Source organism: Janthinobacterium psychrotolerans (assembly GCF_001677885.1).
GTDB lineage: Bacteria > Pseudomonadota > Gammaproteobacteria > Burkholderiales > Burkholderiaceae_D > Janthinobacterium > Janthinobacterium psychrotolerans.
On sequence record NZ_LOCQ01000052.1, the window covers coordinates 105,508 to 127,543 of the forward strand.

At 64.3% G+C, this 22,036-nt stretch carries 23 protein-coding genes; 16 read left to right on the top strand and 7 right to left on the bottom strand.

Annotated features, from left to right (window positions below; translation table 11 throughout):
* Positions 1-81 precede the first annotated feature (81 nt).
* Together ASR47_RS10285 and ASR47_RS10290 are read left to right on the top strand one after the other, a co-directional pair.
* Positions 82-777, top strand: a complete 696-nt coding sequence (locus ASR47_RS10285; protein WP_065307758.1) for a response regulator transcription factor — start codon at positions 82-84, stop codon at positions 775-777.
* Positions 774-1,991, top strand: coding sequence for a sensor histidine kinase (locus ASR47_RS10290; protein WP_065307676.1), 1,218 nt, complete (start codon positions 774-776; stop codon positions 1,989-1,991). Before ASR47_RS10285 ends, ASR47_RS10290 begins: the two co-directional genes overlap by 4 nt.
* Here ASR47_RS10290 and ASR47_RS10295 read toward each other — a convergent pair.
* The 4 genes from ASR47_RS10295 to ASR47_RS10310 all read right to left on the bottom strand — a co-directional run bounded on the left by ASR47_RS10295 (position 1,954) and on the right by ASR47_RS10310 (position 6,158).
* Positions 1,954-2,835, bottom strand: a complete 882-nt coding sequence (locus tag ASR47_RS10295; RefSeq protein WP_065307677.1) for a LysR family transcriptional regulator — start codon at positions 2,833-2,835, stop codon at positions 1,954-1,956. The two genes, ASR47_RS10290 and ASR47_RS10295, sit on opposite strands and share 38 nt — an antisense overlap.
* A gap of 81 nt (positions 2,836-2,916) precedes the next feature.
* On the bottom strand, positions 2,917-3,537 hold the full coding sequence (gene trhA, locus ASR47_RS10300; RefSeq protein ID WP_065307678.1) for a PAQR family membrane homeostasis protein TrhA: 621 nt from the start codon (positions 3,535-3,537) through the stop codon (positions 2,917-2,919).
* A gap of 25 nt (positions 3,538-3,562) precedes the next feature.
* Complete coding sequence (locus tag ASR47_RS10305; RefSeq protein WP_082988852.1) at positions 3,563-5,047, bottom strand: NYN domain-containing protein; 1,485 nt, start codon at positions 5,045-5,047, stop codon at positions 3,563-3,565.
* An 85-nt stretch (positions 5,048-5,132) separates the two neighbouring features.
* A complete protein-coding gene (locus tag ASR47_RS10310; RefSeq protein WP_245714315.1) occupies positions 5,133-6,158 on the bottom strand; it encodes a dienelactone hydrolase family protein in 1,026 nt (341 codons plus the stop codon).
* A gap of 329 nt (positions 6,159-6,487) precedes the next feature.
* On the opposite strand from ASR47_RS10310, the gene ASR47_RS10315 reads away from it, so the two are divergent.
* From ASR47_RS10315 to ASR47_RS10330, 4 genes are all read left to right on the top strand, one after another.
* Positions 6,488-6,904: a BON domain-containing protein gene (locus ASR47_RS10315; protein ID WP_082988853.1), complete on the top strand. Its 417-nt coding sequence runs from the start codon at positions 6,488-6,490 to the stop codon at positions 6,902-6,904.
* Positions 6,905-6,929: 25 nt separating this feature from the next.
* Positions 6,930-7,454, top strand: coding sequence for a hypothetical protein (locus ASR47_RS10320; RefSeq protein WP_065307680.1), 525 nt, complete (start codon positions 6,930-6,932; stop codon positions 7,452-7,454).
* Positions 7,455-7,555: 101 nt separating this feature from the next.
* Positions 7,556-7,918, top strand: a complete 363-nt coding sequence (locus ASR47_RS10325) for a flagellar basal body protein (protein ID WP_065307681.1) — start codon at positions 7,556-7,558, stop codon at positions 7,916-7,918.
* A gap of 70 nt (positions 7,919-7,988) precedes the next feature.
* Positions 7,989-9,299, top strand: coding sequence for a right-handed parallel beta-helix repeat-containing protein (locus tag ASR47_RS10330; protein WP_065307682.1), 1,311 nt, complete (start codon positions 7,989-7,991; stop codon positions 9,297-9,299).
* On the opposite strand, the gene ASR47_RS10335 is transcribed toward ASR47_RS10330, so the two are convergent.
* On the bottom strand, positions 9,286-10,911 hold the full coding sequence (locus tag ASR47_RS10335) for a CehA/McbA family metallohydrolase domain-containing protein (protein ID WP_065307683.1): 1,626 nt from the start codon (positions 10,909-10,911) through the stop codon (positions 9,286-9,288). The genes ASR47_RS10330 and ASR47_RS10335 overlap by 14 nt on opposite strands.
* Before the next feature lie 219 nt (positions 10,912-11,130).
* Here ASR47_RS10335 and ASR47_RS10340 point away from each other — a divergent pair, with 219 nt between their 5' ends.
* The 8 genes from ASR47_RS10340 to ASR47_RS10375 all read left to right on the top strand — a co-directional run bounded on the left by ASR47_RS10340 (position 11,131) and on the right by ASR47_RS10375 (position 19,278).
* Positions 11,131-11,967, top strand: a complete 837-nt coding sequence (locus ASR47_RS10340; RefSeq protein WP_245714316.1) for an IclR family transcriptional regulator — start codon at positions 11,131-11,133, stop codon at positions 11,965-11,967.
* 29 nt (positions 11,968-11,996) lie between these two features.
* On the top strand, positions 11,997-13,151 hold the full coding sequence (locus tag ASR47_RS10345; RefSeq protein ID WP_065307684.1) for an acyl-CoA dehydrogenase family protein: 1,155 nt from the start codon (positions 11,997-11,999) through the stop codon (positions 13,149-13,151).
* Between the two features lie 11 nt (positions 13,152-13,162).
* Positions 13,163-14,710, top strand: a complete 1,548-nt coding sequence (locus ASR47_RS10350) for a class I adenylate-forming enzyme family protein (protein ID WP_065307685.1) — start codon at positions 13,163-13,165, stop codon at positions 14,708-14,710.
* Between the two features lie 75 nt (positions 14,711-14,785).
* On the top strand, positions 14,786-15,952 hold the full coding sequence (locus tag ASR47_RS10355) for an ABC transporter substrate-binding protein (protein ID WP_065307686.1): 1,167 nt from the start codon (positions 14,786-14,788) through the stop codon (positions 15,950-15,952).
* 97 nt (positions 15,953-16,049) lie between these two features.
* The gene (locus ASR47_RS10360) at positions 16,050-16,922 is read left to right on the top strand and encodes a branched-chain amino acid ABC transporter permease (RefSeq protein ID WP_065307687.1); all 873 of its coding nucleotides are present in this window, start codon (positions 16,050-16,052) and stop codon (positions 16,920-16,922) included.
* Positions 16,919-17,878 (top strand): branched-chain amino acid ABC transporter permease, encoded by a 960-nt coding sequence (locus ASR47_RS10365; RefSeq protein WP_065307688.1) that lies wholly within the window; start codon positions 16,919-16,921, stop codon positions 17,876-17,878. The genes ASR47_RS10360 and ASR47_RS10365 overlap by 4 nt, the downstream gene beginning before the upstream one ends.
* Positions 17,871-18,584, top strand: a complete 714-nt coding sequence (locus tag ASR47_RS10370; RefSeq protein WP_065307689.1) for an ABC transporter ATP-binding protein — start codon at positions 17,871-17,873, stop codon at positions 18,582-18,584. Before ASR47_RS10365 ends, ASR47_RS10370 begins: the two co-directional genes overlap by 8 nt.
* Positions 18,577-19,278, top strand: a complete 702-nt coding sequence (locus ASR47_RS10375; protein WP_065307690.1) for an ABC transporter ATP-binding protein — start codon at positions 18,577-18,579, stop codon at positions 19,276-19,278. The genes ASR47_RS10370 and ASR47_RS10375 overlap by 8 nt, the downstream gene beginning before the upstream one ends.
* Before the next feature lie 5 nt (positions 19,279-19,283).
* Here ASR47_RS10375 and ASR47_RS10380 read toward each other — a convergent pair whose 3' ends face one another.
* A complete protein-coding gene (locus ASR47_RS10380) occupies positions 19,284-20,270 on the bottom strand; it encodes an HDOD domain-containing protein (RefSeq protein WP_065307691.1) in 987 nt (328 codons plus the stop codon).
* Positions 20,271-20,390: 120 nt separating this feature from the next.
* Between ASR47_RS10380 and ASR47_RS10385 the strand changes: the two genes are divergently transcribed.
* Positions 20,391-20,975 (top strand): DinB family protein, encoded by a 585-nt coding sequence (locus ASR47_RS10385; RefSeq protein WP_065307692.1) that lies wholly within the window; start codon positions 20,391-20,393, stop codon positions 20,973-20,975.
* Position 20,976: 1 nt separating this feature from the next.
* Here the strand turns inward: ASR47_RS10385 and ASR47_RS10390 are convergent, their stop codons facing one another.
* Positions 20,977-21,369: a VOC family protein gene (locus ASR47_RS10390; RefSeq protein WP_065307693.1), complete on the bottom strand. Its 393-nt coding sequence runs from the start codon at positions 21,367-21,369 to the stop codon at positions 20,977-20,979.
* 82 nt (positions 21,370-21,451) lie between these two features.
* Here ASR47_RS10390 and ASR47_RS10395 point away from each other — a divergent pair, with 82 nt between their 5' ends.
* Positions 21,452-21,991 (top strand): GNAT family N-acetyltransferase, encoded by a 540-nt coding sequence (locus ASR47_RS10395; RefSeq protein WP_065307694.1) that lies wholly within the window; start codon positions 21,452-21,454, stop codon positions 21,989-21,991.
* Positions 21,992-22,036 lie beyond the last annotated feature (45 nt).

A 22,036-nucleotide genomic window follows, 5' to 3' on the forward strand; every position in this document is an offset into this window, starting at 1 on the left:
TTACATCAACGGCGGCCATCTTCGCTCCCGTTCATCAAGAGACGTTTCGGGTTTTATTTGGATTTGATTAAGAAGCCTGCCTTGAACTACGCCCGACAAAAAATTCTCGTCGTCGAGGATCACCTCGACAGCGCCAGCGTGCTCGAAGGCTATCTGCTGAAAGACGGCTTCGAGGTGCGCATTGCGGCCGATGGCGCGCTGGCGCTGGAGATGCACGCGCAGTGGCAGCCGGACCTGATCCTGCTCGACGTGATGCTGCCCAGGATCAGCGGCACCGACGTGCTGGCGGCCGTGCGCCGTATCGGCGATACGCCCATCATCATGGTCACCGCAGTGGGCGACGAGTCGGACAAGCTCGGTGCGCTGCGCTATGGCGCCGACGACTATGTGGTCAAGCCCTACAGCCCGAAAGAGGTGGTGGTGCGCGTGCACGCCGTGCTGCGCCGCAGCCGCCCGACGCAACTGGCCGGCAAGCTGCTGCGCCATGGCCTGCTGACGGTCGATACCGACGCCGTGCAGGCCAGCGTCAGCGATGGCGAAGGCCAGGCCAGCATGCTGACCTTGACGCCAGCCGAATTCAACCTGCTGGCCAGGTTCGTGCGCACGCCATCGAAAGCGTTTACGCGCCAGGAACTGCTGGACGTGTGCAACCCGGACAGCGATGCGCTCGAACGGGTGGTCGACGTGCATATCTTCAATTTGCGGCGCAAGCTGGGGCAGCACGGCATCGACGGCGTGCTGCTGACGGTGCGCGGCTTTGGCTACCGCTACCAATGAAGGCCGGCACTTCCGGGCGCGGCGAGCCGATCAGCGCGCCGCTGTGGTGGTGGGTGGGCCTGCGCATGAGCGCACTGGCGGTCGGCGCCGTGCTGGCCATCGCGGCCGGCATGTGGCTGTATTTCCAGCTCGACGACGAGCGCCTGCTGCGCAAGATGCCGGTGGCCGAGCGCCAGGAGTTCGAACAGCTGCGCCTGCATCCGAAGCAGAATGAAGCGCGCCTGTGGCAGCTGATCCAGAAGCAGGGCCCGGCCAACCGCTTCCTGCCGGGCCTGGCCAATCCGGACTGGATCGCGCTGCTGGTGATGGTGGCAGCGACGGTGCCGGTGCTGGTGCTGCTGGGACTATGGACGGCGCGCCCGCTGTCGCGCCAGTTCACCCGTGTTGCCGACGCGGCGCGCAGTGTCAGCCATGGCGACTTCGCCACGCGCGTGGGCGTCACAAAGGCCGCGCCGCAGGAGCTGACGGAACTGGCCAACAACTTCAACGACATGACGATGCGGCTGCAGCAGTATGAACGCGAAGTGCGCGCCTCGAGCGCCGTGCTGGCGCATGAATTGCGCACGCCGCTGAACGCCGCCATGGGCCGCGTGCAGGGCATGCTCGACGGCGTGTTTCCGCTGGAAGCGGCGCAATTGCAGGCCGTGCACCGGCAGCTCGACGAAATCAACCGCCTGATCAGCGACCTGTACCTGGTATCGCTGGCGCGCGCCGGGCAGCTGGTGCTCGAACGCGAAGTATTTTGCCTGCGCGAGCTGCTGGCCGAGCGCCTGGGCTGGATTGCGCCGCGCCTGCAGCAGGCCGGCATGCTGCTGCTCTGGCCCGAGGCGACCGCCCTCACCGTCCATGCCGACCGTGGCCGCATCGGCCAGCTGCTGTCCGTCCTGCTCGACAATGTGCTGCGCTACGCGGCCGATGGCAAGCTGATGGAGATTACCGCACGGCGCGTCGGAACCATGGTGGAAATCTGCGTCGGCGATCGTGGCGCAGGCGTGGCTGAAGACCAGCTACCAGCCATGCTGGACCGCTTCTGGCGCGCCGAACGCTCGCGCGCGCGCGATTGCGGCGGCAGCGGCCTGGGGCTGGCGATCGCCGCCGCCATCTGCCAGGCGCATGGCGGCGACCTGGCCTGCCGCAACCGGCAAGGCGGCGGCCTGGCGGTAACGGCGCGCCTGCCTACAGCTTTTGCTGCAGGAACTCCAGGAAGCAGCTGATGCGCTGCGCCAGCTGCGTGTTGCGGTAGTAGACGGCGTGGATCTGCTGGCGGTAGCCGGTGTAGTACGGCTGCAGCACTTTCACCAGCCGCCCGGCGGCGATATCGCCCTTCGTCATGAAGTCCGACAAACACACGATGCCCTGGTCGCGCAGCGCCAGTTGGCGCAGGGTTTCGCCGCTGGAGGCGGCCAGCGCCGGCACGATCTGCAGGCTGTTGCCGGCCTCGTGGCGCAGCGGCCAGCAGTTGCCCAGGTCGTATTGGGCAAAACCGAGCAGTGCGTGATGCGCCAGGTCTTCCGGCGTGGCCGGTTCTCCGTGGCGCGCCAGGTAGGCCGGCGTGGCCAGCAGGTGCAGCGGGCTGGCGCTCAAGGCGCGCGCATGCAGGGTGGAGTCGGCCAGCGCGCCGATGCGAATGGCGATGTCGGTGCGGTGTTCGAGCAGGTCGGCGATCTGGTCGTTGCTGGTCAGCTCCAGGCGAATTTCCGGGTAGATGGCGCGAAACTCGGCCACGTGCGGCACCACGCAGTGCAGCATGAACGGCGAGGCCGCATCGACGCACAGGCGCCCGGCCGGCTTCTGGCGGCGGATGCGGATCGATTCTTCCACCTCTTCCATCGAGGCCAGGATGGCGCGCGCGCGGGCCAGGAACAACTGCCCTTCTTCCGTCAGCTCCATGCGCCGCGTGGTACGTGTGAGCAAGGACGTGGCCAGCTTGTCTTCCAGCCGCGACAGCGCCCGGCTCACGCCCGAGGTGGTTTGCCCCAGGTGCACGGCGGCGGCGCTCAGGGTGCCGCTGTCGATGACGGTGACGAAGATTTTCAGGTCGTCCGAGTTGATGTCCATTCTTGCCCTTGTTTCACAGATCAGGGCATTATAATGGAATGGTGGCAATAGTCCGGCCAGATGCCGGGTTTGCCTTCTACATCAGGCAACGTAGAACAAAATGGCGACAAAATGGCAGATACTGCCGGCCAGCACGAACAGATGCCAGATGCCGTGGCCATGGCGCAGCTTGTGGTCGGTGGCGTAAAAACCGATGCCGCCCGTGTAGCACAGGCCGCCCGCGGCCAGCCACAGGAAACCGTTCCACTCCAGCGCCGCCAGCAAGGGTTGGATGCCGATCACGATCAGCCAGCCCATCATCACGTAGATCACCAGCGACAGGATGCGCGCGCCTTTGGCATACAGGTATTCCTGCACGATGCCGACCAGCGCCAGGCCCCACACCACGCCGAACAGCGACCAGCCCCACGGTCCGCGCAGGGTCACCAGCATGAAGGGCGTGTAGGTGCCCGCTATCAGCAGGTAGATGGCGCAATGGTCGAGCCGCTGCAGCACGGCCTTGACCCTGGCGCTGCGTATGCTGTGATACAGCGAGGAAGTGACATACAAGGTCAGCAGCATGGCCGCATACACGCTGCAGCTGACGATTTTCCAGGCGTCGCCCGTCAGCGCCGCCACCACGATCAGCACCACGCCACCGACGGCGGCCAGCGCCGCGCCGACCACGTGGGAGATGCTGTTGAAGCGTTCGCCGGGGTACATGATTAAGCCTGATTCGCCGCCTCAATCAAGCTTCTTCAGCCTTCTTGCGCGCAGGACGTCGCGCCGGCGTCTTGCGCGGCGGCTTGGCCGGCTGTTCTTCCACCACCGGCACGACTTCAACCACCGGCGCAACTTCCACCACCGCTTCCACCGCCGTCTTGGCCGGCTTCTTGGCAGCCGCCGCCTTGCGGGCCGGCGTACGCTTCGGTTTAGGCTTGGCTTCGTCCGGCGTTTCAATCACCGGCTCAACGACCACCTCGTCCACCGGCTCTGGCACGAATTCAACCACCGGCGCAGCTTCCACTATCTCCGGCACCGCGGCGCGCGCCTCGCGGTTGTTGCGCCCGCCACGGCCATTGCGGCGCGAGCCGCGCTTGGCGTTGTTCTCTTCGGCGGCGACCTCGGTCACGGCATCGATCACCACCGGCGCGTCCTCGGCCACGTCCATCACCGCGACCGGTGTTTCCGCCTCGGCTTCGGCCACCGGTACAAAGGCCGGCTGGGCGTTCTCGCCACGGCGCTGCTCATTCTGCTTGCGCCCGCCCCGGCCATTGCGGCGCGAATCGCGGCGGCTGCCATTCTCGCGGCTGTTCTCTTCGGCCGTGACGGCGACCTCTGTCACCACGCTGTCGATGGTGGCGTCCGCATTGGCAGAGACGGGCGCGGCGGCCGCCACCTGGCCGCTGCTGCGGTAAACATAAGCGCCCGATTTTTCATCGCGGCCAAATTCCAGCAGGCCGCGCGCCTGTGCTTCTTCCAGCAAGTTGCCGAAGGTGCGGAAACCGTAGAACGATTCGCTGAAGTCGGGCTTGCGGCGCTTGATCGCTTCTTTCAGCATCGAGGCCCAGATCTTGCCGCTGTCGCCGCGTTCGGACACCAGCGCATCGAAGGTGGCCACGGCCATCTCGATCGCCTCGGTCTTGCGCGACTCGTATTTTTCCTTGCGGCGCACTTCCTCGTCGGGCGTGCGCTTCGGCGCCGGCGTGTCGCGCTCGTCGCGCGCGTCGCCGCGCTTGGCGGCCGTGCGGCGGCTTTCGCGCACCAGGTCGTCGTAAAAGATGAATTCGTCGCAGTTGGCCACCAGCAGGTCGGAGGTCGACTGCTTGACGCCGACGCCGATCACCTGCTTGGCGTTCTCGCGCAGTTTCGACACCAGCGGCGAAAAGTCGGAGTCGCCGCTGATGATGACGAAGGTGTTCACATGGGCCTTGGTGTAGCACAGGTCGAGCGCGTCGACCACCAGGCGGATGTCGGCCGAATTCTTGCCGGACTGGCGCACATGGGGGATTTCGATCAGCTCGAAGTTCGCTTCGTGCATGGTGCCCTTGAAGCTTTTGTAGCGGTCCCAGTCGCAATAGGCCTTCTTGACAACGATGCTGCCCTTGAGCAGCAAGCGCTCGAGGATGGGTTTGATGTCGAATTTTTCGTAGTTTGCATCGCGCACGCCGAGGGCGACGTTTTCAAAGTCGCAAAACACGGCCATGCTGAGGTTTTCTGGGGATGACGCCATAGTGATTTGTTCTCAAGTGATGGGTAGGCTTGCCCCGATTATACCGAAGCGGGCAGTCGCGGCAGGTCTTATCGTACGCGCAATCCTATTGCCCGCCCGCCGGCCACACCACATTGTCATCGACCACATAGAGCTGACAGGGTGCGCTGCTGCCCTGCTGGCATGAGTCCAGCGCCCGAACGTCCGGGCTTTCGCCCTCCTCGGCCCAGCCCCAGGCGCCGCTGGACGACACGGCAAAGGCGCGCGGCCGCAGCTTGTTCAAAAAGGCGCGGTAGGCGGCGCGGCCACTCTCGGCCAGGTAGGGCACGGCGCCGATATCGGCGCGGCTGGCAAATTGGGTGGCCGCCAGCGGCGCAGGTTCGGCCAGGGCAACCACCGGCGCGGCCGGCATGCCGATGCGGCGCAGGAAGCGCTCGGTGGGCGCCAGCCACACGGCCACGCCGTCGCGGCTGCCCAGGGTCAGGTGCGCGTCGCGCTTGAAGGCGCCATAGGCGAGCAGCTCGGCCTGGCCACCGGCCGCCGTATAAGCCTGGTACAGGCGCCGCACCAGCGGTGGCGCGAAATAGGCGTCGTTCTCGCCATACAGCCACAGGCTGGGCACCTGGCTGGCCGCGCCCAGCGCGGCAAACGCCTGTGTCAACGCCGCCTGCCAGTCGCACGCGCCGTCATCGATGCGCAGGCCGCCGGCAAAATTGAGCACGCCGCGCACGCCAGGCAGCCGCTGAGTCGCCAGCGACAGCGCCGCCAGGCCGCCATACGACTGGCCGGCGAGCACGATGCGGCTGGCATCGACCCAGCTCTGGCGCCGCGCATAGGCCAGCGCGTCGCGCACGTCGCGCGCCTGGCCGGCGGCGTTGGCCGCCATGTCGCAGCCATGGTCACGGTAGCTGCCGCTCGAGCCGGCATAGCCGGCGCGCATCGGCAGCATCACGGCATAGCCGCGCCGGACGAATTCGGTCGCCATATAAATAAAACGTTCGCGCGGCTGCCGCCGTGCCGGCCCCGGCTGCTTGCCGTGATTCATCAGCAGCAGCGGGAACGGCCCGGCGCCCGGCGGGCGAAATACGGTGGTTTCCAGCGATTCATGGCCGCCGTCGCCGGATGCCAGCATGATGACTTCTTCGCGCAAGCCTGCATCCAGAGGCAACGGCGATGCGTGAACAAGCATGGGCAAGCTGAACAGGAGACCGAGCGGGAGACTGAGCGACAGGCGGCAGGCAGGCGGGAAAATAAGCAACTCCATGGAGCGGAAAAAAACACCAGCGTCGAGTCTAGTTCAAGGATTACTCAAAGCAATATTAAAGAATTATCGACAGCAAGTTTTTTCTCGGCAGCCATTTACTTTCCCACAAGGTGAGGTACTTAACACCGTGTCAATCTTGTCTGTTCTATGCTGAAGTTCTCGGCACAACAACCGCCGGTACCTACAAGGAGCATGGAATGCGTAACGCAATAAAACTCATCAGCCTGACGCTGGCACTGGCGTGCAGCGCCTCGATCGCCACGGCGCAAACGGCGCCGCATGCCAACGATCAAAGCAAGCCTGGCGTCGCCAGCCCGGCGGCCGACAATTCGGACATGAACGAACGCGACAAGGGCACCGCCAGCCAGACGCCACAGAAGCAGTCGAACGCCAAAACCGACCGCACGCTGCTGGCCGAAGCGCGCAAGGCCGTGGTCAAGGACGAGTCGCTGTCGACCACCGCCCATAACGTGAAGATCCTCGTGAAAAACGGCGTCGTGACGCTGCGCGGCCCGGTCAAATCGGCCGAGGAAAAAACCAGAATTGAAGAACTGATCAAGCCGCTGGCCGGCGTGAACCGCATCGACAACAAACTCGATATCAAAACCAATTAAACAACACCCATCAAGGAGTATCACCATGAGCAAGAACGCCGTTTATTGCATCGCCCAGGAACACACCCAGGCCGAAGTCATCGTCAACTCGCTGAAAGACGCCGGCTTCTCGAACAACGATATCTCGGTGCTGTTCCCGGACAAGACCGGCACCCGCGATTTCGCCCATGAGCAAAACACCAAGATGCCGGAAGGCGCGGCCACCGGCGGCGTGGCCGGCATGGGTACCGGCGCCGTGCTGGGCTGGCTGGTGGGCATCGGCTCGCTGGCGATCCCAGGCGTCGGCCCGTTCATCGCGGCCGGCCCGATCATGGCGGCCCTCGGCGGCGCGGCCATCGGCGGCGCGGCGGGCGGGATTGTCGGCGGCCTGGTCGGCATGGGCATTCCCGAACTGGAAGCCAAGCAGTACGACGACAAGGTTCGCAACGGCAATATCCTGATCTCGGTGCATACCGAGTCGTCGGACCAGATCAAGGTCGTCAAGGAAATTTTCGAGCGCGCCAACGCGCACGACATCAAGTCGACCTCGGAATCGCACGCACCTACCTGATGCGCCGCTGATTTCTGATGCAAGCATGCCACCTTCGGGTGGCATTTTTTATCGGCAACAGCAGACAGGAGTAAACTGGCAGTCTACTTCAGGGAGCCATCATGTCCATCTCCGCCCTCACCACCGGCACCTCGGGCCTGAGCGCCAACCAGCGCGCGCTGGACGTGGCCGCCAACAATGTCGCCAACGCCAATACGCCCGGCTTCCAGCCACAGCGCACCCAGTTCCGGGAAAGCAGCCCGGCAGGCAGCGGCGTGACCCTGTCCGCCGAGGGACGCCGGCTGTCGGCCAGCGAAAACACTGCCGCCCCATCCGAGGCAGCTGCTGCCAGCCGTACGAACGGCGTGGGCCTGGCGTCCGAACTGAGCGACACCCTGGTCTACCAGGCCGGCTTCAACCTGTCGGCCAATGTGGTAAAAGCCGCTGGCCAGGCGCTGGGCAGCCTGATCGACGTGAAAAGCTGACGCCAGCGCCGGCGGCTATCGTGATGCAAGCCTGCGCCAGGGCTGGCACGCCCGCTCTACAATAAGCGGCATGAACAAACACCTCGCCGCCCTGCTGCTCGCTGGCGCCAGCATGCTTCCCCTCGCGGCGCACAGCGCCGATTTTTATGTCGCGCCGCAAGGCAATGACCAGGCCGATGGCAGCCAGGCCGCGCCCTGGGCCTCGTTCATGCATGCGCAGTCGCAGGCGCACCCGGGCGACACCGTGTATTTTCGCGGCGGACGCTACCCCATCATGGCCGGCGTGAACACCTGCGCCAGCCGCACGGCGGTGGTTGACGCCATCCGCGTCGACAAGAGCGGCCGCGACGGCCAGCCGATACGCTACTGGGCCTACCCGGGCGAAAAGCCCGTGTTCGACTTCAGCGCCATGAAAGACGATTGCCGGGTCAAGGGGCTGGCGGTCACCGCCAGCTGGGTGCACCTGAAGGGGCTGGAAATCACGGGCGCGCCGCAGCAGCCGCAAAATCGCCTCAATCACGAATCATGGGGCGTATGGATCAATGGCAGCCACGATATTTTCGAGCAGTTCGACCTGCACCACAATATGGGACCGGGCCTGTTCATCCAGAACGGCAGCCATAACCTGGTGCTCAACAGCGACTCGCACCACAACTACGACCCGTACACCTCGAATGGCGCCGGGCAAAGCGCCGACGGCTTCGGCGCCCATATCAAGGCCAACCAGCCCGGCAATGTGTTTCGCGGCTGCCGCGCGTGGGCCAACAGCGACGACGGCTTCGACCTGATCAACGCCTATTCTCCCGTCACCATCGAATCGTCCTGGGCCTGGCGCCAGGGCTATCTGCCGGGCACCACCACGCCGCTGGCGGCCGGCAATGGCAACGGCATCAAGGCCGGCGGCTACGGCGGCGTGTATGTGGCCAACGGCGTCAGGCACACGGTGCGCTTTTCGGTGGCCTTCCTGAACAAGGCGGCGGGCTTCTATGCCAACCACCATCCGCTGGCGATCGACTTCTTCAACAATACGGCGTTTGGCAACGGCAGCAACTTCGACCTGCTCGGCATCGCGCCCGATGGCTCGCCCATCAGCGTTGGCAATCTGCGCAACAACCTGGCCTACAAGGGCCGGCTGCTGGTCCATGCCGAGGGCCTCGACATGAACCACAATTCGTGGACCTTGCCGGCGACGGTGACCGACCGCGATTTCGACGACGTTGGCGCCACCGGCTGGGATGCGCCACGCCAGGCCGACGGCAGCCTGCCGGTGCTGCGCAGCTATCACCTGCGCAGCAGCAGTGCCCTGATCGGCCAGGGCGTCGATGTCGGCCTGCCATTCAAGGGCACGGCGCCGGACCTGGGGGCGTTCAGCGCACCGTGACGAATACCGGATTCGAATAGAACCACAGGCTGCGGTAGTTGCGGTCGTTGATGTCGTTGAAGCGCTGCAGGTTGTCGGCGCCGGCCGTGCGCTGGTCGGCCAGCGGTTCGCCGCCCTGGGTCAGGCCGGCCACGTCCACGCCCAGGTTGGTGCCGCGCAGGCGAAAATACTGGCTTTTTGAAGCGACGGTGTCGTAACTGATGGTGTAATAGCCGTCCGCGCCCAGCTTCCAGTCGGCGCTGGTAAAGCGCTTCACCACGCGGGTAGATGCATTGGTGGCCACCGCATACGCCGCCGTGCCCTGCGCCGCTTTTGCGCCCACATCGCCGGCGATCAGGTCGACATGGTCGACCACCGGCTTGACGCTGGCGGCCATGCCGCTGTCGACCGGCTTTTCGTAGTTGTTTTTCGCCGGGCTCTTGAAGCGGATGGTAATGGTGACCTTCTCGCCGCTGACGACCTGGAGTTCGCCGCCCATTTCCTTGCGTTCCCTGGCGCCGGCCAGGTTGAAGTCGAGCGCGTTGATCAGGTCACCGTAGACGGAGAACATTTTCCCCGAGCGCAGTCCCTGCAGCAGGTCTTTCGCGGTGGCGGCGCCGCTGGCGCCGTTGAACACATAATTTTTTGCGTATTCGCCCGGGAAGTAACCGCTGCTGTTGTTGCCGACGATCTTGAAGTGGGTGTCCGAGTCGGTCAGGTTCCAGACCCGGCGCCCTTCGCCCAGCAAGGCGTCCCACACGCCACCGACTTTCGCCACCACGTAGTCGACGCCGCCATAGGCGCGCAGCGGCGCGTTCTCGGGCGTGTAGGCGGCGGTATAGCCGCCACGGTCCGGCTCCATCTGGTTGCCGACCATGCCTTCGATGGCGAACACGATGTTGGGCGCCAGGTCGTTGAAGCGGCGGAAGTCTTCCACCGTGTAGCTGCCCTTGTTGCGCGACGGGTGGTTGATCACCGCATAGCTGGTGTTCGGGTAATTGTCCTTGAGCCAGCCGATGGCCTTGAGCGCATCGTCGCCGGTCTTGTTGTAGCGCGTCGCGCCGTATTTGGCCTTCCAGGCCGCCACGTCGGTCGTATCGAACATGGTGGCGTCGCGGGTGGTAAACAGGTATTCGAATTCGCGCACGCCACCGGTGCTGACGGCCAGCTTGTCGCCGCCGTCGAAAATGCCGATGCCGATATGGTCATGGGTCGGCATATCCCATTCGAAGCCCGAGAAAATCAGCTTGCTGGCGTAAGCGGCGCCCGGCGCCTGCAGCGCGGCCAGGCGCGGCAGCTCGTAGCGCTCGACGCCGGTCGCCATCGGTATCGGCGCAGCCAGCAGATTGCCCTTGTCGTCACGGGTCGACACGCGCAGGTGATTGGTCACCGCCATCCAGTCCAGGCCATAGGTATTGAACGCCTTGCTCAATACCTTGTCCAGGGTCTGGCTGACGTCGGCGTCGGCCGACTGCGTGGTGTGGGTGTGCAGGTCGCCGGCGATCCAGCGGCCCTGGGCGATTGGCGGCACGACGAAGGTATCGTCGCCGCCGCAGGCAGCGGCGACGACGCCGATGGCAATCGCGGTGGGGATCAGCAGGTGGCGCGGGGACAGGCGTGGCAGGTGCGGCATGATGGTTTCCGGACGGTGGGTTGACAGTGCCGGCACGATAGCACCAGTCTGTTACCGCCTGATGACGACAAATGGTTACCATAAAAACAAGCGATGCCAGCAGGCAATTACGGCACGCTTTTAGTGCGCCGCACCATTTCGCTGTGCGAACGAATGTTTCACAAAACGGTTGACATGGGGGGTGTCGCTGGGCAAACTGAATGACAGGAGCGAGACAAAATGAACGCCAATCTGAACAATATGCAGCCTGCGATCGATCCGGAAATCGTCGTCTTCAGCGACGAGGACGAAGGCAAGGACCGCCAGTTCGTCAATGCGCTGGCGCGTGGCCTGGAAGTGCTGCGCTGCTTTCGTCCCGGCGAAATCTACCTGTCGAACGCCGACATGGCCAGGCGCACGGCGATCCCCAGGCCGACCATTTCGCGCCTGACCTATACCCTGACGAAACTGGGCTACCTCAATTATTCCGAACAGCTGGGCAAGTACCAGTTGGGCGCCGGCGTGCTGGCGCTGGGCTACCGCATGCTGTCGAACCTGGACGTGCGCAAGATGGCGCGCCCGCTGATGGAGGAACTGGCCGAGCATGCGCAGGCGTCGGTGTCGATGGGCACGCGCGACCGGCTCAGCATGGTGTACGTGGAAACCTGCCGCAGCAGCGCCAATGTCACCTTGCGCCTCGACGTCGGCTCGCGCATTCCCCTGATGACGACGGCGATGGGCAAGGCGCTGCTGTGCATCCTGCCGCAGTCGGAACGCGACTACCTGATGGACCATGCGCGCACCCACGACACCGAACGCTGGCCGCGCATCAAGGCCGGCATCGAGCAGGGTTTCAGGGACTACCAGGAGCGCGGTTTTTGCATCTCGGCCGGCGAATGGCAGAACGACATCCACGCCGTGGGCGTGCCCATGCTGGGTCTTGATGGCGAGCAGGTGATGGCCTTCAACTGCGGCGGCCCGGCTTTTCTGCTGTCGCGCGACAAGCTCGAATCGGACCTGGGCCCGCGCTTGGTGGCGCTGGTGAAAAACATCGAATCCAATCTGGGCCGCGGCTAGGCGCCCTTCCATCTACGCAAAAGGATCACATGATACGCGACGAAGAAACCCTCAATATCCTGCTCGACAGCATCAGCCGCTTCGTGCGCGAAGTGCTGGTGCCGAACGAACAGCTGGTGGCCGAAACCGACACCATTCCGCCGGCCATCGTGGCGCAGATGCGCGAACTGGGCCTGTTCGGCCTGTCGATTCCCGAAGCCTACGGCGGCCTGCAGCTGAGCATGGAAGAGGAAGTGCGCGTGGCGTTTGAAATCGCCCGCACCTCGCCCGCCTTCCGCTCGCTGATCGGCACCAACAACGGCATCGGTTCGCAGGGCATCGTCATCGACGGCACGGAAGAACAGAAACAATACTACCTGCCGAAACTGGCGGCCGGCGAGATCATCGGCTCGTTCGCATTGACGGAGGCCGGCTCCGGTTCGGACGCGGCGTCGCTGCGCACCACCGCCGTGCGCGATGGCGACTTCTATATCCTCAACGGCAGCAAGCGCTATATCACCAACGCGCCCGAGGCCAGCATTTTTACCGTGATGGCGCGCACCGACCCGACCAGGCGTGGCGCCTCGGCCATTTCCGCGTTTATCGTGGAAAAAAACACGCCGGGCCTCTCGCTCGGCAAGATCGACAAGAAAATGGGCCAACAGGGCGCACACACCTGCGACGTGATCTTTGAAAACTGCCGCGTACCGGCCGCCAACATTATCGGCGGCAAGGAAGGCGTGGGCTTCAAGACGGCCATGAAGGTGCTCGACAAGGGCCGCCTGCATATCGCCGCCGTCTGCGTGGGCGCGGCCGAACGCATGCTGGCCGACGCCCTGGCCTACGCCATGGAGCGCCAGCAGTTCGGCCAGCCGATCGCCCAATTCCAGCTGATCCAGGCCATGCTGGCCGACAGCAAGGCCGAGATCTATGCGGCGCGCAGCATGGTGCTCGATTGCGCGCGCCGGCGCGACAACAAGGAAGATATTTCGACGGAAGCGTCGTGCTGCAAGCTGTTCGCCTCCGAGATGTGCGGCCGCGTGGCTGACCGTTCGGTGCAGATCCATGGCGGCGCCGGCTATATTTCAGAATACGCGGCCGAGCGCTTCTACCGCGACGTGCGCCTGTTCCGCATCTACGAGGGCACGACGCAGATCCAGCAGATCGTCATCGCCCGCAACATGATCAAGGCAGCGCAAAAGTGAAGGAGGCCGCGATGGACGACATCCCCGCCCTGCTGGCCAGCTTGCCGGCGCGCCTGTCGGCGATCCCAGAGCGCTGGGCCGCCAGCACGCCCGAGGCGCCCGCGCTGCATGAAGGCGGCCGCCACTGGACCTATGCCCAGCTGCGGCACAGCGTGGAAGACGCGGCGCGGCGGCTGCGCGAGCTCGATGTGCGGCCCGGCGACCGGCTGGTGGTGGTCGGCGAAAACTGCGCGCTGCAGGTGGCGCTGATTTTCGCCGCAGCCCGCCTCGACGCCTGGATCGTCAATGTCAACGCGCGGCTGTCGGCGCGCGAGATCGATACCATCACCGCGCATTCGACGGCGCGGCGCGTGCTGTACCTGCACGCATCGTCAAAAGAAGCGGCCGCCCATGCGCAGCGGGTAGCCAGCAGCGCGGTGACCATCGACGGCATGGGCGAGCTGCTGGCCGGCCCCCTGAACCACGACGCGGTGGCCGAAGCCACGCAGCCGGGGAACGAACAGGTGGCGGCACTGATCTACACCACCGGCACCACCGGCCACCCCAAGGGCGTGATGCTGACGCACCGCAACCTGCTGTTTATCGCCGCCGTGTCGAGCAAGCTGCGCGGCCTGACGCAGCTTGACCGCGCCTATGGCGTGCTGCCGATCTCGCATGTGTATGGCCTGGCGTCGGTGGCGCTCGGCACGCTTTACGCGGGCGCGGCCCTGTTCCTGGTGCCGCGTTTTTCCGTCGAGGGCCTGCTGTCGGCATTGAAGGACGATGGCCTCACCATCGTGCAGGGCGTGCCGGCCATGTATGCCAGGCTGCTGCAGACGGTGGGCGGCTCGGGCACGCCATTGCCGACGCAACTGCGCTTTGCCTATGCGGGCGGCTCGCCGCTGGCGCCATCGCTGAAACACGAGGTCGAGCAGCTGCTGGGAACGCCGCTGCACAATGGCTACGGCATGACGGAGAGTTCGCCCACCATCAGCCAGACGCGCCTGGAGTCGCCGCGCCAGGATGACTCGGTCGGCGCGCCGATTCCCGGCGTGGAAACGCGCATCGTCGACGCCGATGGCGTCGATGTGGCGCCGGGTCAGCCTGGCGAACTGTGGATACGCGGGCCGAACGTGATGGCCGGTTATTACCGGGAGCCGGAAATGACGGCCGCCACCATGCGCGACGGCGGCTGGCTCAATACGGGCGACATGGCGCGCCAAGGCGAGGACGGCGCGCTGTTCATCGTCGGGCGCACCAAGGAACTGATCATCCGCTCCGGCTTCAATGTCTATCCGCTGGAGGTGGAAACGGCCTTGAACGCCCACCCGTCCGTGATCCAGTCGGCGGTGGTCGGCTGCGGCACGGCCGATGGCAATGAAGAGGTGGTGGCCTATGTGGAACTCGATCCGCGCCAGCCGGTCACCCTGGAAGCCTTGCAGGCCTGGCTGGCCGGCACGCTGTCGCCGTACAAATGCCCGAGCGACATTATCGTGATGGAGGCGCTGCCGGCGGCGGCCACCGGCAAGATCCTGAAAGGACAGCTGCGGCAGATGGCGCAGCAAAGAAAGCATCATTGATTTGCACTGAACGCCAATACACCCGACAATAAAACACCAGCGGGCTGCTTTGAACGAATCACAGAGGAGACAAACATGAAACGCACACTGACACGTATCGCCATGGCCACCCTGGTTGCGGGCGCCTGGATGTCCACCGCCGGCGCCGAGGAGTTCCTGGTCGGCGCCGAAATTCCGCTGACCGGCAACCTGGCGCGGGTCGGTGCCGGCATGCAGGAAGGCATCATGGTGGCGGCCGAGGTCTTCAACAAGACCAACGGCAAGCACACGGTGAAAATCATTACCGTCGATGACGAATCGGCGCCGGCAAAAGCCATCGCTGCGGTCGAAAAACTGGCCAGCCAGGGCGTGGTGGCCATTACCGGCGGCTACGGTTCGAACAATATCTCGCCGGCCTCGGACACGGCGAACAAACTGGGCCTGGTGTACATCACCTCGGGCGGCGTCGACGACAGCCTGGTGACCAGCGGACGCAAGAATTTTTTCCGCATCAATAACACGGCCGGCTACGAAAAAGCCATGCTGGGCATGCTGCAGGACGTGGGCGCAAAATCGGTCTCCATCGTCTATTCGACCAAGGACGCCACCACCGGTCTTGCCAAGGACGTGGAAAAAGCGCTGGCCGCAAAAGGCGTGAAAGTGACCTCGCATTCGTTCGATCCTGCGATTACCGACTTCAAGCCCATCATCAACAAGATCAAGCTGCAGGACAAGTCGGAAGTGGTCGCCATGGTCGGCTATGAGAACGATTATGTGGGCATTATCCGCGCCGCGCGCGTGCTGAAACCGAAGATCAAGGCGATGGTGGGCGTGTGGTCGCTGGCGACGCCGAAAATGGCGGCCGACTTCCCCGACCTGATGCCGAACGTGTTCGGCACGGCGCTGTTGCCCTTCCCGACCGAATTCAAGACGCCCGACGGCAAGGCCTTCAGCGACGCCTACAAGCAGCTGTACAAGAAGGAACCGGACTACCTGGGCCAGTTCGGCTATGTGCAGTCGATGCTGCTGTTCGAAGCGATCGCGCGCGCGGCCGACAAGGGCACGGTAAAAAAAGGCGGCGTGGCCGACGAGATGCGCAAGACCGACCGCGAGACCTTGATTGGCCGGGTGCAGTTTTCCGCCAACGGCGACAACCTGAATTTCGTGCACCGCATGGCCCAGCACCAGGACAAGAAAGTGGTGATCGTCTGGCCGAAGGAAAACGCCACCGGCAAGCTGGTCTACCCTGCCCTGCCCTGGTAAGCAGTCCTGCGCGCCAGCATTGGCCGCGCACCGATAAACGACAGCCCGGCCATTCGTCCCTTGCGGACACTGGCCGGCTGCCTGACGGGATAACGACATGACAGAATTAATCCTGCAGGCCCTGTATTCGGGCCTGCTGCAGGGCGGCTCCTACGCCCTGATCGCGCTCGGTCTGGCGCTGGTGTTCGGCACCATGAAGATCATCAACTTGGCGCACGGCGAACTGGTGCTGCTGGCGGCCTATATCGCCTACAGCGTGGAGTCCGGCCTGGGCCTGGGGCCGATGTTTGCCATTCCCATCGCGCTGGTGATCGTCAGCCTGACCTCGGTCGGCGTCTACTACATCGTCAGCCGCATCAAGAAGGATCGCGAAATCAATTCGCTGATCCTCACCTACGGCATCGGCGTCATCCTCACCAATTTCATTTTGCTGGTGTGGAAGGCCGACATCCGTTCGACCTCGTCGAGCTGGCTGCAGGAAGGCTTTGAGATCGGGCCCTTTTTCAGCATGCGCAGCGAAGTGATTTTCTTCGGCGTCAGCCTGGTGCTGATGGCGGCCCTGTGGCGCTGGCTGGCCACCAGCTGGTATGGCCGCGCCGTGCGCGCCGTCTCCAGCAACCGCGATGCGGCCAAGCTGATGGGCATCGACCCGGGCCGCACCGAGATGGTGTCGTTCCTGGTGGCGGGCATTCTGGCCGCGTTTGCCGGCGTGGCGCTGTTCAGCTATGGCGTGATCCAGCCGGCCTACGGCGGCGCGCTGACCGTGAAAGCTTTCATCATCACCGTGCTGGCTGGCATCGGCTCGATCCCGGGCGTGCTGATCGCCGCCGTGTTGCTGGGCGTGGCCGAAGCGCTGACGGTAACGCTGGCCAGTTCGGCGCTGCAGGAGTTGTCCGGCATGGTGCTGTTCCTGCTGGTGCTGTTCGTCATGCCGAACGGCCTGTTCGGCGCGGTGCGGAGGCGCGGATGAAATCTTCTTCCTTCATTTCCACCATCGGTCTGCTGCTGGCCGCTTACGTGGCCGTGCCGCTACTGCTTGGCAGCAATCAGTATGTGATGAGCATGGTGGTGGCGGCCCTGATCATCGGCGGCGTGGCGCTGTCCTGGGCCTTGCTGGGCAACCTGGGCGGCATGGTCAGCTTCGGCCATGCGGCGTTCTTCGGCGTCGGCGCCTATGTTTCGGCGCTCACCACCGTCAAACTGGGCCTGCCCGTGTTTGCCGCCATGCTGCTCGGCGGCGTCGGCGCGACGATTTCGGCCGTCATCATGCTGCCGGTCTTGCGCCTGCGCGGGCCGTATTTTGCGCTGGCCATCCTGGCCTACGCACATATCTTCCGCATCGTGGCCACCGAATGGAGCTCGCTCACCGGCGGCTCGGGCGGAGTGGCCAATATTCCCACCCTGCCCACCGTGTTCGGCGTGGACCTGGCCAGCAAGACCGGCGCCTACCTGGTGGTGCTGACGCTGGTGGTGGCCTGTGCGTTTGCCTACAGCCGCATCCGTTCGAGCCACTACGGCATCGCCCTGCGCGCCATGCACGACAGCGAGGATGCCACGCGCGTGGTCGGCGTCAACAGCACCTTGCTGAAAGGCGCGATGCTGCTGGTGTCGGCTTTCATGGCCGGCCTGTTCGGCGCCTTCAACGCCCACTACATCAACTTCCTGGAACCCGACTACGCCTTCAACGGCCTGTGGGTCACCTTGCCCATCGTGGCGGCGATCTTCGGCGGCTACCGCACCATCCTCGGCCCCGTGCTGGGCGCGGTGGTGGTCTACCTGGTCGACCAGCTGATCTTCAAGTCGCTGATCCCCACCGGCCACCAGCTGGTGCTGGGCGTACTGCTGGTGGCGATGGTCGTCTTCAGCCCGAACGGCCTGCTGCCGCTGCTGCAAAAATGGTCAGGCAAGGAGAAAAAACATGCTTGAACTTGATCATGTATCGGTGCGCTTCGGCGGCCTGACGGCCGTCGATTCGGTCACCCTCTCGATCGCCAGCAATGACGTGCTCGGCCTGGTGGGCTCGAACGGCGCCGGCAAGACCACGCTGTTCAATGCGATTTCCGGCCTGGTGCGTCCGACCAGCGGCGCGATCCGCTTCGAGGGGCGCGACGTGATGGCCACGCCGATGTACCAGCGCGCGCGCCTGGGCATCGGGCGCACCTTCCAGATTCCGCAGCCCATGCATGAACTGACGGTGCGCGAAAACCTGGTCGTCGCACAGCGCTTCGGCACCGGCAAGGTCGATCATCGCAAAATCGATGAAATCCTCGACTTCACCAGCTTGACCGCCAAGGCCGGACGCGATGCGGCCAGCGAACTGGCGCTGACGGAACTCAAGGCGCTGGAAGTGGCCAAAGCGCTGGCGACCGATCCGAAGCTGCTGCTATTGGACGAAGTGCTGGCCGGCCTGGAAACGACGGGCAAGCGCCGCTTCATGGGCATGCTGAAAGACCTGCACGCGAAGTTTGGGGTCGGCATCGTGATGATCGAGCACGATATCGAAACCATCAGCAATCTGTGCCCGCGCGTGGCGGTGCTCAATTTTGGCCAGCTGATCGCCGACGGCGCGCCGGACGCGGTGTTTCGCGATCCGGCCGTCATCAAAAGTTATACGGGAGCCGCGGATGCTTGAAGTGACCAATTTGCGCGCCGGCTATGGCGCCATCAATGTGCTGTGGGACGTCTCGTTGACCGTTCAGAAGGGCAAGCTGACGACGATTATCGGCCCCAACGGCGCCGGCAAGACCACCCTGCTGCGCGCCATCATGGGCCTGGTGCCAGCCAGCGCGGGCAGCATCAGCCTCGATGGCAAGGTCCTCAACGGCACGCCAACGTGGAAGATGAGCGACGCGGCCGTCACGATGATACCCGAAGGCCGCATGACGTTTCGCGACATGAGCGTGGAGGAAAACCTGATCATGGGCGCGTTTCCGAAGGCGCACCGCGCCCATATGCGCGAGCGGCTCGAGAGTTCCTACGCCATGTTCCCGCGCCTGCGCGAGCGCAGGAAACAGCTGGCCGGCTCGCTGTCGGGCGGCGAAGCGCAGATGCTGGCGATGGCGCGCGGGCTGATGTCGGACCCGCAGCTGCTGATCGTCGACGAGCCGTCGCTGGGCCTGGCGCCGCTGGTAGTGAACGAACTGTTCGAGATCCTGGCGCGGCTCAATGACGGCCAGCGCACCATCGTGCTGGTCGAGCAGAACACGGCGCGCGCGGTGAAAGTGGCCGACCACGTCTACCTGATGCAAAGCGGCAAGGTGGCGCTGTCGCAGAAGGCGAGCGAAGTCGATCTCGAACATCTGCACGAGCTGTATTTCGCCCGTTAGTATCTTTATTCCTCTTCGTCGACCAGCTTGTCGAACGCGGCCAGCGCGCCCCTGCCCAAGCCGGCCACCACGAACGGGTCGTCAGCATCGAGCTGGGCGGCATCGACCAGCATGCGCAGCTTGCTCAGGCGCTCGCCAAGCGCCAGCGCCTGGGCTTGCGGCGCCGAGCCGGCCTGCCCGGCCTGCGCAATGGCGCTGGTGACGGACTCGGGAAACTCCCACAGTTCGGCGATCCTGACCGACAGGATGCGCGCTTGCGCAAATACCTGGGCAATAAAGGCATCCGACTGGGGAAAGGCTTCGGGCACGTGCATCTGGTCGATCAGCCGGAACGCCACCACCAGGCCGACATTGACCATCAGGCCGGCAAGATAGGCGTCAAAGGCGCTGGCCTGCATGCCGGGGGCCACCAGGCTGGCGGCCAGCGCGCATTTTTCGGACTGGCGCCAGATCAGCGGCGCCGTGCGCACGGTCAGCCCGCCGTTTTTCATGCTGACGATGGGACGAAAGGCGACCCGGGCCAGCAGCATGCGCATATTGCTTTGCCCGAGCAGCGTGATGGCGCCTTCCATGGTGCTGATCGACGGGCTGGAATTGTAGCGCGAATGGTAGCTGGGCCGGTTCGCTTCGCGGTAGACCTCGGCGACCAGCACCACATCCTGCGCCAGCTGGCGCGACAGCTCGGTCGCGCTCATGTTTTCTTCTTGCAAGGTACGCATCAGTTGCGGAATGATGGCCGGAATGCGTGGCACCAGGGCGGCGCCAGCGATCGGTTCAGTGGCCAGGCGCGTCAATTCGTCCAGAATATGCTGCTCGGCCTGCGCCGGCGCCTGGGCCGAGCCCACAGCCGCCAGCCAGCGGTAGTAGATGGCATCGATTTCGGCAATGGTGGCCGGTTCGTGTTCGACCTTGGGCGACGCCGCCGCTGTCGTGGCTGGTGCAGGCTTGTTTTTGTCTTCGCCGCCGCTCAGTAATTTTCCTATCCAACCCATATTCTGTCCAAGCCCTGTATGCATCACTATCGGGAAATTCCAACCGTGATTTTACCTGATACAGTGGCGCCTGCGCGCAAAGCATCCCGGGCCGCGCCAGGAAATTGAACAGAGGTCATCATGCACAACAGCCTTGCCCATTACATCAGCACCCAGGCCTACAACAATGCCTGGGCCAACCATCGCCTGTACCAGGCGTGCGGCCAGTTGTCGCCGTCCGAGTTCCGGGCCGTGCGCACCAGCTTTTTTCCCACCATCCAGGCCACGCTGAACCATATCTTGACGTGCGACTGGTTTTACCTCGATGCGCTCGAACGCGAACTGCGCGGCGAGCCGCCGCATCCCGATTGCTACGTTTTCTTTGCGCAAGACGAACCGTTCGACAATTGCCCTGCGCTGCAGGCGGCCCAGCGCGCTTCGGATGAACGGCTGATCGCGCACTGCCGCCAGCTCATCGACGCCGACCTGGCGCGCCCCGTCACCATCCTGCGCGACACGCCGCAGGTCGATACGCGCATGCGCCTGCTGGCGCATCTGTTCCAGCACCAGATCCATCACCGGGGCCAGGTGCATGCCATGCTGGCCGGCACCCACGTCGAACCGCCGCAACTGGACGAATTTTACTGTGCCGGCGAGGCGGAGCTACGGGCGCAGGATTTTGCCGAGCTGGGCTGGACCGAGCCGGAGGTATGGGGCGCACGCTGAACTATTCCTCCTCGTGGCAGCACACGCACAGCTTGTTGCCATCGAGGTCGCGAAAATAGGCGCCGTAATAATGCGCGTGGTAATGCGGCCGCAAGCCGGGCGGACCTTCGCACACCGCGCCTTGCGCCAGCGCCGCCCGGTAGCAGCGGTCGACTTGCGCGCGGCTGCTGGCCAGCAGCGCCGTCATCTGGCCATTGCCGGGCGATGCCGCCTGGCCATCGTGCGGCGCACCGAGCACGAACAGCGGACGCGGCACGCCAGGCGTCATCCAGCCCGCCCAGGGCTTGGCCGGGTCGTGAAACTTCTGCACCAGGCCCAGTTCACCGAGCAGGTCAGTATAAAACGCGCAAGCACGTGCAAAATCATTGGTACCGAGACAGAGATGGGACAGCATGCAATTCCTTTCAACAGGCGGCGGTGCGAACGGTAAAACCCTTGCCTGATTATAATGGCGCATCTCTTTTTGATACGCCACCATGACCGACGCCCACCGCCTCGCCTTGCATCCCCCCACCCCCGCCGACACGCATGATCTGCTGGCGTTCGAACTGGACAACCGTGCCCATTTCGAAACCTGGGTCACGGCCCGTTCACCGTCGTATTACAGCGCGGACGCGATCGCCGCCATGATCGACCAGGCACAGCGCGAACGCGAGCAGGACCAGTCTTACCAGTTCCTGGCCAAGCTCGACGGGCGGATCGTCGGCAGGGTCAATCTGACGGGCGTGACGCGCCCCTACTTCAACAAGGCGCAGCTGGGCTACCGCATCGGCGCCCAGTTTGGCGGCCGCGGCTATGCCAGCCGCCTGGTGGCGCTGCTGCTGGAACAGGCGTTCGGGCCGCTGGACCTGTGGCGCCTGGAGTCGATCGTGCGCCTGCCCAACCTGGCCTCGGCGAAGGTACTGCAGCGCAATGGTTTTCATCAATATGGCATGTCGGAACAAGCCATGTATTTCGACGGCGCCTGGCGCGACTTGCTGTATTTCGAACGCCGCAGGCAGCAAGACCTCACCTAGGTCAAGAAAAACCGAGCAATTGCTCTGCAAAATGGGATTTTCTCC